Genomic DNA, 16,048 nt, shown 5'->3' on the forward strand with positions numbered 1-16,048 from the left:
AACAATAAAAAAACCCTTCAGGAAGGACACAATCCGTGTTACTTCTTGAAGGGTTCTTTATTTATTCTTCTGCACTTCCAAATCCCACTTTATTTTCGTACCAACCAGTTAATTGGGTTAGGATTGCAAATACAAAAAAGAAATTCATTGCCCAAACATTGACAAATGGAGCCATTCCTCCAAATTCAATCGTTGAATAACCTTTTAATTTCATCACAATCATTGATTCAATAAAAATGAGAATAAAACCCACTACCCCAGCCACAGCTGCTCTAATCATCTTTCCCAACCTCCAATACTTATTAGGCTCTCCATGCTATTAATTTATATAAATGTTTTTTTGACAAAATTGTGAACTATCATAACTTAATTATATTTTAAAAAAGGAAAAAACAAAACAAAAAAGTGATGGTTTTGTCACAGAATTTACATAAAGAACAAAAAGCGCAAGCGCCTCGAACAGCCCCGACAAGCAAATGTTCTGTTTTGTAAGAAGTCTGCACTTTGACTTCTTACAAAACAGGTTATTTGACCTCGAGGGGCTAGGCGCTGGAGCTGGATTACGAAAAACTTTGTCTAAAGTTACCACAAGTTTAAAATTTATACTCTCCTTAACAATTTAAAAAATAAATCCTTGGCACTATACCAAGGATTTATTTTCTCTATATTTTAGTTGTAATAGGTTTGAAGGAAGGACTTCATTTGATCATTTATCATCTTTAATGTTTCTTCAGATGTAAAATGTCCCATATCGTAGAGATGGCATGCGGCTAGAGTAGGTATTAATTTACCTGCCGTTTGAATTAACTTTTCACCAGGAAAGAAAATATCTTTTTTTCCACCTATCACCATTGTTGGTGCCTTGTAATCATGCAATTCCTGAATGGTTGTTAATTTCGGCATTTCCTGCTCCAATTTTGTACTTTGAAAAATCTCACCAATGATTTCTGCATCAATGTCTTTCATAGTGTAATCAGACATACAATCTGCAATGTTTTGCAAATGTTTATTTGATCCGCTTCCTCTATATAAGAGTAATGGAACTAGTATTTTTTTTATCATTTCTACCTTTGAACCTAGAATGATTCCTGCAGGAGCATAAAGTATAGAGCAGGAAATCCTATCTGGAAAATAAGTAGCAAGTCGCAAAATAATACCTCCGCCATATGAAGGCCCAGCAAAAGCTGCCTTCTCCACTTGAAAATGATTCATTAAATCAACAATCCACATGGCGTAGCTATCATCTGAAGCTGACAAGCGCTTTTCTGAACTATAACCCGGATGACCTATTGTATCTGGGGAATATACTCGATATTCCTTTAATAAAGAAGAGAACCATGATAAAGTCATAGGGTTAATACAGTTACCTCCTTGAAGAATAAAAAGCGGTTTACCTTCTTTAGGACCAGTGACTAATACATGTGTTTTCCCAAATCGTGTTTCAACAAACACTTTTTCAAAATCTACCTCTAATGTTTTCAAGTAGTTGTCATAATAACTAAGGAGTTTCTGTTTCCCTTCCTTACTTTTGTAAATGGTATGTTGTTTGGCCATAGTAACCTCACATTTGCATTGTTTTGTACTAATTCTACCAATCCTACTTCATTTCTACCATTTTTTTCTATAAACACTATAAAAGTTTCTTAAAAAAAAGCTTCTCCCATAAAAACCAAGGAATAATCGATTTGAGAATGATGGTAGTTCTAACACTTTTTCCTACACAATAACGCAATTTCTTTACTCCCTTTTGTAAAGCTAATCTAGTAATAAGCTTAGCTATATCCTCAGGATTTCCAAAACGCTCTCGACCCTTTTCCATTACACCTTCAATATTTTTCATATAGGAATAATAAGGGGAAGTCTGTTCTCTTGATCTTTGTGTGACATGGTTTCCCGTAGACCAAATATTGGTTTGAAATGAACCTGGCTCAATAAGGACCACATCAATTCCAAAAGGTTTCACTTCTAATCTTAAACTCTCACTGTAACCTTCTACAGCAAATTTGGACGAAACATAAGGAGAAAGTGATGGATAACCGATTTTTCCACTAATACTGCTCATATTAAAAATCTTTCCATAACCTTGTTTACGCATTTTAGGTAAAACGGCTTGAGTAACGGCAATTAGCCCAAAAAAATTCGTGTCAAATTGCTTTTGATATTCTTCAATCGGGATTTCTTCACTAAAACCTGCAGACGCAAAGCCAGCATTATTAACTAAAACATCTATATTTGATAGCTCTTCTACTAATAGTTGTTGGAAATGAGAAATCGACTCTTTCGAAGTCACATCTAATGGAAAAAATTCTATATCATTTTGTAAGCCTATTTTATCTAAGAAATCTTTTAAATCAGGAACCTTTGCTAAATTACGTACCATAGCTTTTACTTGAAACCCACTTCTCGCTAACTCTTGACAGGTCACCCAACCAATCCCACTTGAAGCTCCTGTAACAATTGCAACTGGTTTATTCAATGATTTCTCTCCTTCAAAAAGTGATATCTTTTTTCTTTCCACTTAAAGGCTTCATATTCCTCTAATAGTGACTACATATATTTGTTTGTCTCTTATTTGACTCTCTAAAATTTATTTCAGAATATTTTTAAAATACATCCTATTCCTACTAATTAATAACCAAAAGATTACACTCGACTATTTTTTATTATCGTGGTATTATATTACCATATTAGCACGTTACCACTTTAACAAGATAAAGATATATTAGGAGGATTTTTCATGAAAAGGGTCTTGTCACTAACATTTATTTTTGCTTTTTTTACTATTTTAGTAGCTGGATGTTCTAGCACCTCATCTACTGGTAATTCTAATAAACTAGTTATCGGTATTGACGATAAATTTGCCCCAATGGGTTTTAGAGATGAAAATAATGAGATTGTTGGATTTGATATTGATTTAGCGAAGGCTGCTGCTAAAGAAATGGAAAAAGAAGTTGTTTTCCAACCAATTGACTGGAGTACTAAAGAGTCTGAATTAAGCAGTGGACGTATTGACCTCATCTGGAATGGATATACCATTACGGACGAACGAAAAGAGAAGGTTTTATTCACGAAGCCTTATTTAAAAAATGCCCAAGTCATTGTAACAAAAGCAGACTCTGAAATTTCAAAGATGGATGATTTAACGGGTAAAGTAGTCGGTGTTCAATCATTATCTTCTGCTTCAGATGCTTTAAATGCCAATGACATTAAATCAAAAATTAAAGAAGTTACAGAATTCAAGGATAATGTATTAGCTTTAAGTGATTTGAAAATTGGCCGAATTGATGCTGTTGTTATAGATCAAATTGTTGCTGACTATTATATGACAAAAGAAGCGGATACTTATAAGCTTTTAGACGAATCCCTTGCTCCAGAAGAGTATGGAATTGGTGTAAAAAAAGGCAATGAAAAATTACTAAATGAGTTACAAAAAGCTCTAGATAAGATAAATCAAAATGGCACAGCAGCCAAAATTTCAGAAAAATGGTTCGGGGAAGATAGAGTATTAAAGTAAGAGAACTGATTAAAATGAATAAAAAATAATTCCTCCTTCAAAGGGGGAAGCTTTTTTTAGGAGCAAACGTTGATGAGTATAGATTATCTAATTAATATTACAAAACCAATGCTCGAAGGGGCACAGATGACCGTTTTATTATTTTTCATCGCTATTGTTTTTTCGATTCCGTTAGGTTTTGTGTTTACATTAATGTCCAATAGCCACAATAGAGTGCTCTCATGGTTTGCTAAAAGCTATATATACATCATGAGAGGGACCCCTTTATTGTTACAGCTTCTATTTATTGTTTTTGGGCTGCCTATGATTCCTTATATAGGAGAGTACTTGGTTATGGACAGGTTTGTTGCAGCTTCAATTGGTTTTATTTTAAACTATGCTGCTTACTTTGCTGAAATTTTTAGAGGGGGATTATTAGCCATTGATAAAGGTCAATATGAAGCAGCACAGGTTTTAGGCTTCAATAAATGGCAAACAACGACCAAAATCATCCTTCCGCAAATGTTTCGAGTTGCCTTGCCAGCGGTTTCTAATGAGTCCATTACACTAATTAAAGATACTGCACTATTATATGCAGTTGCAGTACCTGAGCTTTTACACTTTGCTCAGACAGCTGTAAACCGTGATTTTACCATCATTCCTTTTTTCATAGCAGGTGTTATATTTTTAATGATGACCCTCTTATTAACCGCATTTTTTAAATGGATTGAAAGAAAATTCAAATTTGAATAAGGGACTGGAGAAAAGTGACGATCATTCAAGTTTCAAATCTACGAAAATCGTTTGGCGATTTAGATGTGTTGAAAAATGTCACATTTGAAGTGAATAAAAACGATGTTGTCGCTGTAATTGGACCTTCTGGTTCAGGAAAAAGCACCATGCTAAGAAGTCTTGTTCACTTAGAACAGGTGGATAGCGGCAGTATCCGTATTCGAGATGAATATCTTGTAAAAGATGGTATATACCCCTCTAATCAAGAAATAAAGCGTACGACCACCAAAATGGGAATGGTATTTCAACATTTTAATCTCTTTCCTCATCTAACGGTCAAACAAAATCTTGAGATTGCACCAAGAACGATAAATGGTGAATCGGTTGAATCGATTTCCAAAAAAAGCACAGAACTGTTGGAAAAAGTAGGATTGTCTGATAAAGGTCATGTTTATCCTGCTAATCTCTCAGGTGGTCAAAAACAAAGAGTAGCTATTGCAAGGGCATTAATGATGAACCCTGATATTTTATTGTTTGATGAACCTACCTCCGCTCTTGATCCTGAATTGACAGGTGAGGTTCTTAAAGTCATTAAAATGCTTGCAGAAGAGCATATGACGATGATTGTCGTTACACATGAAATGGGCTTTGCTAAAGAAGTAGCAAATAAAATCATGTTTATGGACAACGGGGAAGTAATAGAGTCGGGAAGTCCAGAGCAACTATTTAACAACCCGCAATTTGACCGGACCAAAACATTCTTAAATAAGGCTTATAAATAGCAAAAACGATAGCTCATACCAGCTATCGTTTTTCATTTTATAATACTATTTGGGCATTTTCTCTAACTTTATCAATCGTAATGCGTCCAACAAACTTACTGAATTTTTCTCGTTTTTTTCCATTTTCCTTGTATAGGTTAATCAGTTGTTGAACCACATCATTCAGTTTGTTTTCAGGTACACCCGCTATTAAGAGTTCACCTACTTGAGCTTTTAATGTTTTAGGATTCCCCCCAACGTACACATCAAAAACTTCCTTGTTCTTGACAATGCCTATATCCTGTAATAAAGGTTCTCCACAAGCATTCGTACAACCAGTATAAGCAATATGCATAGGAGCAGGAACTTCCTGACCTGCTACAGCATCGTTTAAAGCTAAAGCCGTTGGAAGTCCTTCCACTTCTGCACCCTGACAAAAGCTACAGGTTTTAAGGCTTTTTACATAAGATCCTACCGGGTAGATTTGTAATCCAACCGATTTTAACTTTTCTTTGACCATTTCCACATCACTATCTTCATCCAGTTCCACATATAGTTGTTGAAAATTTGTCAGTTCAATCCTAGCTTTATCACCTAAAACATTACCTAGTACAGATAACTGTTCCGGTTTAAAAATACTGCCGCCTACTTCAAAGCCAGGTGTAACGGCAAATAATTTCATATATTTTCTCTCCCTCACGAAAATTTTGTATGTAATAGATGTAGTAAGAACGGTATAAGTCAGCCACGACAAATACCGTCTCATATTTTTCTAATTAATTTCTACAACATACGGAAACACAAAAACTTCACCATTGAATTTGAATTCAGCCCATATTTTATAAATGCCTAGCTTTGTAAATTGGGTTTCAAAAATTGGTTCATCTCCATGTAAGGGATGGACGTGAATATAATTCTCGGCTTTTTCATCAAGGATGACGACATGCCCCAATGCGCCTAGATGCTGTTCAGGGGTTTCACCATTCAAATCAAATTTCAACTGAATTTCTTCATTTACCTTTAATGATGAAGGCTTTAATTCTACCTGGTGATCACCGATTTGTTTAACTAAGTTTGTATCTGGTTCTAAAGCGTGATGTTCATGTTCTTCTTGTGGACTTCCAAGAATAAATTCGATTGGCTCTACTTCATAAGGAAGTTCTTTCGGTTTGATATCAACAAAAATTCTGTATTCTCCATCTGTTAATGAATGAGCCACCTTAAAAATCCCTGGTTCGCTAGACTCTGGATGTAAGTGTTTATATTCTTTTAGATCGGTACTAACCACTATAAGATGCATCTTTTTTTCATGATTAACTTCTAGGTCTGCCTCAGATACGGGTTCCCCTTTGCTATTTTTTAACGTAATGACCAAGTCTCCATTTTCTTCGTGAACCATTGGTAAAACTTGACTTTGTAAGCTTGGAACCGTTTCATTTGTGTGAGCGTGACCTTCTTCGTTTTCTACCTCTTCTACATCTGTGGAATGTTCTGTATTTGTGCCATGGTTAGACTCGGTTGCAGCATGGCCAGCATCTTCTGGTTTCCCAGAAAAGGAAGCATACGTATAATACGCTCCTACTACCACGAGTAAATATACAATTGCTGAAATTGCCCATTTTTTCATATTGTTTTCACCTCTATAATTTTACACGTTGTAGACGCAATGCATTTAGGACCACTGAGACAGAGCTAAATGCCATTGCTGCTCCCGCTAACCAAGGCGCCAATAAACCTAATGCCGCAACTGGTATTCCAAGTGCATTATAGGCAAACGCCCAGAATAAATTTTGTTTGATATTTCGAATCGTTTTTTTACTCATAAAAATTGCATCCGCAATACTATTTAGGTCTCCACGAATTAACGTAATATCAGCCGCTTCCATGGCAACATCGGTTCCTGTTCCAATTGCCATACCAATATCAGCAATTGCCAAAGCTGGGGCATCATTGATACCATCTCCAACCATCGCTACCTTTTTGCCTTGCTCTTGAAGCTTTTTCACTTCTTCTGCTTTTCCTTCAGGTAACACCTCAGCAATAACTTGATCTACACCTGCTTGTGCTGCTATGGCTTGAGCCGTTTGCTGATTATCACCAGTAATCATGATTACTTGAAGTCCCATATCCCTTAAGCGCTTAATAGCCGCAGTTGAGGTATCTTTAATGGTATCCGCTACTGCTACCATTCCAGCGTACTGGCCATTAATAGCCGCCAACATAGCTGTTTTTCCTTGTTTTTCAAGCTCGACCATTTTGCTTTGGACTTGGTCAATTTCGATATCAGATTTCTTCATTAGGCGTCTAGTACCAATTAGAACTTCTTTATTTTCTACATTCGCTTTAATACCGTATCCTGGTATTGCTTCAAAGTTAATTACCTCTTTAAAGGTAATGCCTTTTTCTTTAATTCCCTCCACAATGGCCTCAGCAAGTGGATGTTCTGATTGCTTTTCTGCAGAACCAACTAATGCTAAAAATTCATGTTCATCGTAGTCAGTAATTACATCAGTTAATACAGGTTCTCCATTTGTAATCGTACCCGTTTTATCAAGAATGACGGTATCGATACGGTGTGTCATTTCTAAATGCTCTCCACCCTTAAACAAGATTCCGTATTCAGCTGCACGACCAGATCCGGCCATGATAGATGTTGGTGTTGCTAAACCGAGTGCACAAGGACAAGCAATCACTAAAACAGCAATAAGCTTCTCTAATGCCTCTGGGAAATTTCCTGGATCCACAACAAAAAACCAAATTAAGAAGGTAATAACTGCAATCCCAACAACAATTGGGACAAATATCCCCGAAATCATATCTGCAAGGCGTTGGATAGGTGCTTTAGATCCCTGGGCTTCTTCTACTACTCTAATAATTTGTGCTAAAGCTGTATCTTTTCCGACCCTTGTTGCTTTGATTTTGATAAAGCCATTTTTATTAATGGTAGCACCGATTACCAAGTCACCTACTGTTTTATCAACAGGGACACTTTCTCCAGTTATCATGGATTCATCTAGAGCTGTACGCCCTTCCAAAATTTCTCCATCCACAGGGATTTTCTCACCTGGTTTAACTAGTAAAACATCCCCGGATATAACCTCTTCTAATGGAATCTCTCTTTCCTCTCCATCTCGAAGAACAGTAGCTGTTTTGGCTTGTAATCCCATTAATTTCTTTATTGCTTCTGAAGATCTTCCCTTTGCCCTAGCCTCAAATAATTTACCTAGAATGATTAAAGTGATCAGAATCGCACTTGTTTCAAAATATAAACCTGTAGGATGAGTATTTTGAATGATGGTTTGTATTGATAAATACACACTGTAAAAATAAGCGGCAGATGTTCCTAAAGCCACTAATACATCCATGTTTGCACTTTTATTTCTAAGAGCCTTATATCCGCCAATATAAAATTGTTTTCCAATATAAAATTGAACGGGTGTAGCCAATGCCATCTGTACCCAAGGATTCATGAATGCATCAGGTACAAATAAGAAACTTGTGAAACTAAAATGACCAGCCATTGCCCATAGTAGAGGCAGTGCTAAAATGAGGGAAAAGATAAATTTACCTTGTTGTGTTTCAATTTCTCTTAATCGGTAATCTACGGTTTCCTGTTCATTTTCATCACTTTTTACACTTGCTCCATACCCTAGCTTTTCGACTTTTTGGATCATATCTTTTGGGTTAAGGATAGATGGATTATATTCAATAGAAGCTTTTTCTAAAGCAAGATTCACGTTAGCATTGAGAATACCTTCCATTTTATTTAATCCTTTTTCAATTCTGGCTGAACAAGCTGCACAAGTCATTCCTGTAATATCAAATTCAACTTTTTCTGTTACCACATCGTAACCTAAGTCTCTAATTTTTTTCTGTATATCAGCTGGACTCATGGTCGCAGCATCGAATTTAATCGTTGCCTTTTCTAAGGCAAGATTAACATTTGCCTCTTCGACACCATCCATTTTCTTAAGTCCTTTTTCAATTCGAATGGCACAAGCTGCACAAGTCATACCGGTTATTTGAAATTGACTTTCTTGGACTTTCTCACTCATAAGCCTTCTCCTTTATACCTATATAGGGTATATATTTTTGAAAAAGAGAGCGTGCTATTAACTAGCACGGTCTCGGGTTGTTTTATTTTACATCATAGCCCTGGTCATCAATCGTTTCTTTAATTGCATCAAGTGTTACTTCATTTGAATTGAACTCAACATCTACCGATTTATTTTCTAGATTAACTTTTACACTAGAAACTCCTTTTAGTTCTCCAACACTGCCTTCTACTGCTTTTACACAATGGCCACATGACATTCCTTCTACTTGTAATGTAACTTTTTCCATTATAATCGTCTCCTTTATTTTTTCATTAATCTTTGTACGGTTACTAATACTTCATCTAATACTTCCATGTCACCTTCTTGGATTCTTTCAACAACACAACTTTTTAAATGCCCCTCAAGTAAAAGCTTTGCCACACTATTCAGTGCTGATTGAGTCGCTGATATTTGTGTGATGACATCATCACAATAAGTGTCTCTTTCAATTAAACCTTTAATTCCACGTATCTGACCTTCAATCCGATTTAATCGGGTGATTAAATTCTTTTTTACCTTATCGGAATGATGGCTTTTACGATCGCTTGAAACAGTACAACAACCTTCATCTTCTGTCTGGAGCAAATCATTTTCAAATTCATTTTCCATTGATTTCCCTCCTCGTGATTTATTATATTATACCCCCGTACAGTATGTAAAGTGCCAAATATGAAAAAAATATGACAAAATAGTGAAGCTGCCACCATTGACAGCTTCCTAATGTTAACTGTTATAGTATAGATGTAAAAATCCCTAAAGCCGGATTTTTACAGGCTCTCTTAATAAGTGCTTAGCTCTTTTCTTGATTTTCATATAAGTTTAACACCCTATATTTCGAAGGTCTTTTTATTAGTTTCAAAATAGCAACCAAGTTTCAGAAAAGAGCCTTAATGTTAAACCAATTCTTCCAACTTTTCAGGCTTCCAATCCTTTATGCCATTATCTTCAATAATTCCTAACGTCACATCAGTAATATCAGGGTCCGAAATTAAACGATCTTGTACTCTGAATTTGATATCGTCTGCAACAGCTAAAGATAAACCTTTTCTTAGTTCAATTTGACCTTCCACATGATAATAACGTCCTTCTTGAGTAATACGAATTAAATTTATATCTGTCACATCATCATCGGATAAAATGATTTTTGCTACTCTTTCCTCTATTTCTCGAGGTGCTGCAACTCCAATCAATCCAACCATATTATCATAGCCAACTCGGAATGCTACTCCTAACATTAATAAACCAATTAGGATGGTCATCACACCATCTAAAAAATCAAGTGCTGTAAAGGATGTAATTATAACGGCAATAGCTGCTAATATGGCACCTGTTACAGCCACAAGTCTTCGTAAAAAACGAGCCGTGTTGGCGGAGCTGCCCTTCCTACATTCTTGAAAGCACCCGTTATGATTCCAATACCTTTTGCTGAGGCTCTTGTTTCTAAATTTATTTCCTTCATCGCTTTTATTAAAATACCCCCGTCAATGATGAGGTTAAGCAGTAAAACTCCAACATTAAGCCAAAACCCATTGCCTGATTCTATAGGATGTTGAAGTAAATGCCATCCTTCACGAATAGTTTCATATGCCATAATGGTAACGACAATAACTGCTATCATACAGAAAATATTAATGACTCTTCCAAATCCGGTTGGGAATTGTCGTGTAGGTTTCTTTTCAGATAAAATGCTTCCGACAAAAACAAATCCTTGGTTCACAGCATCTGCCAAGGAATGCATAGCCGATGCAAACATAGCTCCACTGCCGCTCATAGCTGCTGCGATTCCTTTTGCGGCAGCAATAATAGCATTCCCAATCATAGCGATAGCGGATGATTTATTCCCTTTTTTTAAAAGATTCAAGAATCCATCTTGATTTGCTTCCGTTTCCATATGAAATCCCCCATTTATTTTTTTATAGTTTTCCTTATAAAGAACTTTCTATTAAGAAAAAACCTTTGCCTATTAGCAAAGGTTTAACAATCACTTTCATTTCCTACTAGCGCAATTCCACCATTTATATAGTCCAGAGTTAAGTCCGCTATAAATGGTTCTAATTCAGGTTCAATCGCTACAAGTATACCGTTTTCTGTTATAAATAAATCATCTTCGCTTGGCTCCTCCAGAGCAAGTCCCATTTGTGGTCCGCCTCAGCCATAACCCGCAAAATAGAGGCGAATATGGTTGGTATTTCGTTCAGAAAACACCTTTTTTAAGACATCGCGTGCCTCATCCGTAATTCTCATTTTAAATATCCTCTCTAGATTCATTTGTTAAAACTCTCGTTACACATGGTACCATAAGAGATATAGCAGTCAAATCATATGCACATCGATATTTAACAAATCAATAATAACCATAAATATAAACCCAACAATGTAATGAATAGGGTTGGAATGGTTAATAAAATACCTACTCTAAAATAATATCCCCAGCTAATTTTTACCCCTTTTGTTCTTAGAACATGTAACCATAATAAGGTAGCTAAAGATCCAATTGGCGTAATTTTTGGACCTAAGTCGGAACCAATCACATTGGAAAAGATGAAAGATTCACGAATAATCGACGATGTATGAGTTTCAGATATGGCCAATGCATCAATCATGACCGTTGGCAAATTATTCATGATGGAGGAAAGAAATGCTGCCATAAATCCCATCGCCATGGTTGAAGCGAATAACCCTTGTTCTGCCGCATTTTGAAGAACATTAGCCAATATCCCTGTAAGTCCTGCATTTCGTAAACCATACACCACTACATACATCCCAATTGAAAAAAATACGATGGCCCATGGTGCTCCTTTTACGACATGAGATACATGAACGGCTGGACTTCGTTTTCCAAGTAACAGAAAAATACAGGCAATAACACCAGCAATGAAGGACACTGGAATATGTAAGGCTTCACTTAAAAAGTATCCTATTAATAATATAAATAACACCAGCCAAGAGAATCTAAACATTCTCGAATCCTTTATAGCTTCGCGAGGTTCCTTTAGATCTGACACCTCATAGTTTTCGGGAATATTTCTTTTAAAAAAGAGATACAGTACTATAATACTAGCTAGTAAGCTAAAAAGGTTGGGAATAACCATTTTTGAAGCATACTCGGCAAACCCAATTTTAAAATAATCGGCAGAAACAATATTAACTAAATTACTTATGGTAAATGGTAATGAGGTTGTATCTGCAATAAAACCACTGGCCATTATAAACGGAAGAATCATGCTATCTTTAAACTTTAATGCCTTAATCATAGCTAAGACAATGGGTGTAAGGATAAGAGCAGCTCCATCATTTGCAAAAAATGCTGCCACAATCGCACCTAATAAAGTAACAAGGAGAAACATTCTTTTTCCATTACCTTTAGCGTACCGTGCCATATGTAAAGCGGACCATTCGAAAAAGCCGATTTCATCTAATATTAATGAAATAATAATGAGAGCAACAAAGGTTAATGTGGCATTCCATACAATGCCAGTTACATCCTGTACATCTTGCCATGATACAATTTTTAAAGAAAGGGCCGTTAGCGCTCCTCCACAAGCTGACCACCCTATACCAAGTCCCCTAGGCTGCCATATCACTAGTACCAAAGTGGCTAAAAAAATAACCGATGCTAAAATGATTGATACCAAAATCTGTACCCCTTTTGTCTCTATTTTTGTCGAATTCTAAAACATTATATAGATTTATCCTTTAGATATCAATGGTCATGTATCTTTATATGAAGGATATCACTGCAAAATTGGTTAATAGTATTAGATTCTAAAAAACATTATCATTTTAAAAAAATAAGCGTGAAATCGTTTGAGATTTCACGCTATTTTTTGCTAACTCCACAATGGAATTCCGCTAAATATCTGGACTTTTATTATTAAATTAATCATTTTAAAATGATGAAATTAAGGAACCGGTTGTTTGATTATTGATTGCTGCAGATGGATATTGGTAAACTGATGGATTTCGTTCACAAAGTCTTTCCCAAGCATCCACACATACAGGGTCAAAATGGCTTTCTTTTTGGTTTATAATCAAATTCATTGCTTCTTCGTGTGTCCATGCTTTTCGATAGGAACGTTCAGAAGTTAAGGCGTCATATACATCCGCAACCGCAACGATTCTAGCTAAAAATGGAATTTCTTCACCTTTAAGCTGATCTGGATATCCACTTCCATCCCATTTCTCATGATGATGTCTGATAATATTCAATTCCTCTGACATAAAACCAAGATCTCGACACATCTCATAACCACTCGCTGGATGTTTCTCGATAATCATTCTTTCTTCTAAAGTTAATTTTCCTGGCTTATTTAAGACATGGTCAGGGATATTTACTTTTCCAACATCATGCAATAAGGTTCCTTGTGCAATTGCCCTTAGATACTCAGGCTTTAAATGCAGTTCCTCTGCTATTTTCAATGCATACAGAGTCACCCTAAAGGTATGACCTGCCGTATATGTATCCTTTTTTTCCGTTATAATGACCAAATCTCTTACACTAGGTGAAATGCTTCCCGTAACCCTTTCAAATGGATCATTAGTAAACAAGGCACGTAAAGCACCAACCAAAGATCCCTTTGCTGCATACTGTTTAATGAGCCCAACTAATACCACAATCATGGAGGCAAGTAAAACGAAGTGATACGTCCACCAGCTTAATTTCCACTTTTCTCCTAAAACCATAATAAGCTGTGATACGAGTAACCATCCTGAACTATAAATGATGGAGACCTGTAATGGAAATCGGGAATAACGGTAAGATTGGCTGTATTGAAACATGGTAACTAAATTAAAAAGTATAGTGAAGCCCATTAAAATCCAATTCAACGGATTTACCGTTAAAGGAATGATATCCACCATATGTGGTGATAACAAACTTGAAACGGCAAAAACACCTAATCCGCATATCCAAACTGGAAGCAGTAATCTATTATATCTCGAAAGAAATTTAACTATTTTTTTATCAGTTGGTAAAGAGGATAACCAAAGCCAAAAAGTTGCTAAGATTATACTTAGTTGCGCAGCTACACCTGGTAAATGAGTATCACCTAATAGGAAATCGGGAGTTGATAAACCATGAACTGAAAACAATAGTGCTAATGAAATAAAGGATAATGATAGAAAGGTAATTTTAATATTTCTTAACCGATTACCAACAATCCCTACTGATATGGCAATAATAATAGAAAGAATAGCTACTAAACTAACAATATAGAAATGTCCTCTTGGCATTTCAAAAACAGGGTCTGGCAGCAAACCTTGTTTCAATAATTCAAAAAAAAGAAATGGTAATATTATCGCAAAAATCGGACCTATATAGCTGTATTTCCTCATGGGTACCCTCCGACATTCCACTATCTATGACTTTTGTACTGCTATAATATTACCATATTTCGACACCATTTGTGTAAATTTGTTAACATTATAAGATTAACTTTGGGTTTTCACGTAAATATTTATTTTATTATTCTGTTTTATTTTATTTTAGTCAATTTTATGAGGTAATACCTTACCAGGATTCATAATATTTCGAGGGTCAATCATTTTCTTAATACTCAGCATCAGTTCAAGGGCATCTCCATGTTCTTTTTGTTGATATTTAATTTTGCCTAACCCCACACCATGCTCCCCTGTACATGTTCCTCCAAGCGAAAGAGAAAGATTAACAATTTGGTCGTTTATATTTTCAATTTCCTTAATTTGCTTAGGTTTATTCTGGTCATATAAAAGTATGGTATGGAAGTTTCCGTCACCAACATGGCCTAATACTCCGCCCTCCATTCCAGATTGATCAATCAAACTTCGAGCAAAAACAACTACTTCTGCTAATTTAGATATTGGCACACAGACATCGGCTCCACCAGCTTTTAAATTTGGATTCTGATGTCGAAAAGCATATGCCAGCTCGTGTCTAGCTTTCCACAATAACGCTCGTTTCTTTGAATTGGTTTCAGTGACCCAGTCTTCGCTTCCCAAATCCGAAACAATACCTTCCACTATTGATGCTTCCTCTTGGACACCCAATTGACTACCATGGAATTCAAAAAATAAGGAAGGCGCAACAGGGTAACTTGTTTGACTATATTCATTCACTTTTTGAATGCTAATATGATCAACAAGTTCCATTCGGGCTATTGGAATTCCTGCCAAGAGAATGGAATGGGCTGCTTGAATACAATCATCAACAGTTGAAAATGAGCATCTAGCAGCTAAAATAGCTTCTGGAATTCCATGTAGCTTTAATGTGATTTCCGTAAAAATTCCAAGAGTCCCTTCTGAACCGACGAATAAACCGTTTAAATGATAACCAGACGATGATTTTTTTGCTAAACTTCCTGTGTGAATGATTTTACCATTAGGTAGGATTACCTCTAAATCCAGCACTTGATCCCGCATCGTTCCATATCTAACTGCAGATGTACCACTAGCATTGGTCGCAACCATACCTCCTATGGAAGCATCTGCCCCAGGATCTACTGAAAAAAACAGACCATGGCGGTTTATCATGTCATTTAACTGTAAACGGGTAACTCCTGGTTGAACAGTAACAATCATATCCTCTGGAGAAAACGAAATTACTTTATTCATGTTTTGAAAGCTAATACTAATCCCCTTTTTTATCGGAATAGCTTGCCCTTCTAAACCTGACCCTGCACCAAAAGGAACAATTGGAATTGAATTTGTATCTGCATATCGAATAATTTCCACTATATCTTCTTTACAACTTGGGAAAACAACAATATCAGGTTCAACTGGAGAATGGTACGATTCATCTTTACTATGATGATAGATTTGTGTTTCACTTTGACTAACTTTTTCCTGCCCGAGAATATCAACCAATTGTTGGTACATCGTTATATCACCCTTCTGATAATTTTAAATTTTTAGAAAAATATATTTACTTTTATTTTAACTAATATTACTATTACTGTATACAGTATACTGGGATGTATTTTAGAGGAATT

General features: G+C 35.9%; 15 protein-coding genes and 1 pseudogene. 3 read left to right on the plus strand and 13 right to left on the minus strand.

Features of this window, described 5'->3' with window-relative positions; translation table 11 throughout:
- Nucleotides 1-61: 61 nt before the first annotated feature.
- The 3 genes from ACSBPO_RS18090 to ACSBPO_RS18100 form a co-directional block, all read right to left on the minus strand.
- Nucleotides 62-280 (minus strand): hypothetical protein, encoded by a 219-nt coding sequence (locus ACSBPO_RS18090; RefSeq protein ID WP_442595729.1) that lies wholly within the window; start codon nt 278-280, stop codon nt 62-64.
- Nucleotides 281-669: 389 nt separating this feature from the next.
- Nucleotides 670-1,554, minus strand: a complete 885-nt coding sequence (locus ACSBPO_RS18095; protein WP_442595731.1) for an alpha/beta fold hydrolase — start codon at nt 1,552-1,554, stop codon at nt 670-672.
- A 76-nt stretch (nt 1,555-1,630) separates the two neighbouring features.
- Entirely contained in the window at nt 1,631-2,476 is an 846-nt protein-coding gene (locus tag ACSBPO_RS18100) for an SDR family oxidoreductase (protein ID WP_442595733.1), read from the minus strand.
- A 261-nt stretch (nt 2,477-2,737) separates the two neighbouring features.
- Here ACSBPO_RS18100 and ACSBPO_RS18105 point away from each other — a divergent pair, with 261 nt between their 5' ends.
- The 3 genes from ACSBPO_RS18105 (at nt 2,738) to ACSBPO_RS18115 (ending at nt 5,007) form a co-directional block, all read left to right on the plus strand.
- Complete coding sequence (locus ACSBPO_RS18105) at nt 2,738-3,514, plus strand: amino acid ABC transporter substrate-binding protein (RefSeq protein WP_442595735.1); 777 nt, start codon at nt 2,738-2,740, stop codon at nt 3,512-3,514.
- A gap of 72 nt (nt 3,515-3,586) precedes the next feature.
- A complete protein-coding gene (locus tag ACSBPO_RS18110) occupies nt 3,587-4,246 on the plus strand; it encodes an amino acid ABC transporter permease (protein ID WP_442595737.1) in 660 nt (219 codons plus the stop codon).
- A gap of 14 nt (nt 4,247-4,260) precedes the next feature.
- A complete protein-coding gene (locus ACSBPO_RS18115) occupies nt 4,261-5,007 on the plus strand; it encodes an amino acid ABC transporter ATP-binding protein (protein ID WP_442595739.1) in 747 nt (248 codons plus the stop codon).
- Nucleotides 5,008-5,044: 37 nt separating this feature from the next.
- Here the strand turns inward: ACSBPO_RS18115 and ACSBPO_RS18120 are convergent, their stop codons facing one another.
- The 10 genes and pseudogenes from ACSBPO_RS18120 to ACSBPO_RS18165 form a co-directional block, all read right to left on the minus strand.
- Nucleotides 5,045-5,668 carry a nitrite reductase gene (locus tag ACSBPO_RS18120; RefSeq protein ID WP_442595741.1) on the minus strand — a complete coding sequence of 208 codons (624 nt, stop codon included), beginning with the start codon at nt 5,666-5,668 and terminating at the stop codon, nt 5,045-5,047.
- A 90-nt stretch (nt 5,669-5,758) separates the two neighbouring features.
- On the minus strand, nt 5,759-6,613 hold the full coding sequence (locus tag ACSBPO_RS18125) for a hypothetical protein (protein WP_442595743.1): 855 nt from the start codon (nt 6,611-6,613) through the stop codon (nt 5,759-5,761).
- A gap of 13 nt (nt 6,614-6,626) precedes the next feature.
- Nucleotides 6,627-9,041, minus strand: coding sequence for a heavy metal translocating P-type ATPase (locus ACSBPO_RS18130; protein WP_442595745.1), 2,415 nt, complete (start codon nt 9,039-9,041; stop codon nt 6,627-6,629).
- Nucleotides 9,042-9,123: 82 nt separating this feature from the next.
- Nucleotides 9,124-9,330: a copper chaperone CopZ gene (gene copZ / locus ACSBPO_RS18135; protein ID WP_442595747.1), complete on the minus strand. Its 207-nt coding sequence runs from the start codon at nt 9,328-9,330 to the stop codon at nt 9,124-9,126.
- Nucleotides 9,331-9,344: 14 nt separating this feature from the next.
- Entirely contained in the window at nt 9,345-9,692 is a 348-nt protein-coding gene (locus ACSBPO_RS18140) for a metal-sensitive transcriptional regulator (protein WP_442595749.1), read from the minus strand.
- A gap of 284 nt (nt 9,693-9,976) precedes the next feature.
- Nucleotides 9,977-10,974, minus strand: a pseudogene (locus tag ACSBPO_RS18145) (cation diffusion facilitator family transporter).
- Nucleotides 10,975-11,057: 83 nt separating this feature from the next.
- Entirely contained in the window at nt 11,058-11,219 is a 162-nt protein-coding gene (locus tag ACSBPO_RS18150; protein WP_442595751.1) for a hypothetical protein, read from the minus strand.
- 200 nt (nt 11,220-11,419) lie between these two features.
- Nucleotides 11,420-12,718 carry an arsenic transporter gene (locus ACSBPO_RS18155; RefSeq protein WP_442595753.1) on the minus strand — a complete coding sequence of 433 codons (1,299 nt, stop codon included), beginning with the start codon at nt 12,716-12,718 and terminating at the stop codon, nt 11,420-11,422.
- A gap of 253 nt (nt 12,719-12,971) precedes the next feature.
- Nucleotides 12,972-14,417, minus strand: coding sequence for an HD-GYP domain-containing protein (locus ACSBPO_RS18160; RefSeq protein WP_442595755.1), 1,446 nt, complete (start codon nt 14,415-14,417; stop codon nt 12,972-12,974).
- A 150-nt stretch (nt 14,418-14,567) separates the two neighbouring features.
- A complete protein-coding gene (locus ACSBPO_RS18165; protein WP_442595757.1) occupies nt 14,568-15,935 on the minus strand; it encodes an FAD-binding oxidoreductase in 1,368 nt (455 codons plus the stop codon).
- Nucleotides 15,936-16,048 lie beyond the last annotated feature (113 nt).

The organism is Neobacillus sp. D3-1R (assembly GCF_052180215.1).
Classification (GTDB): domain Bacteria; phylum Bacillota; class Bacilli; order Bacillales; family Cytobacillaceae; genus Pseudoneobacillus.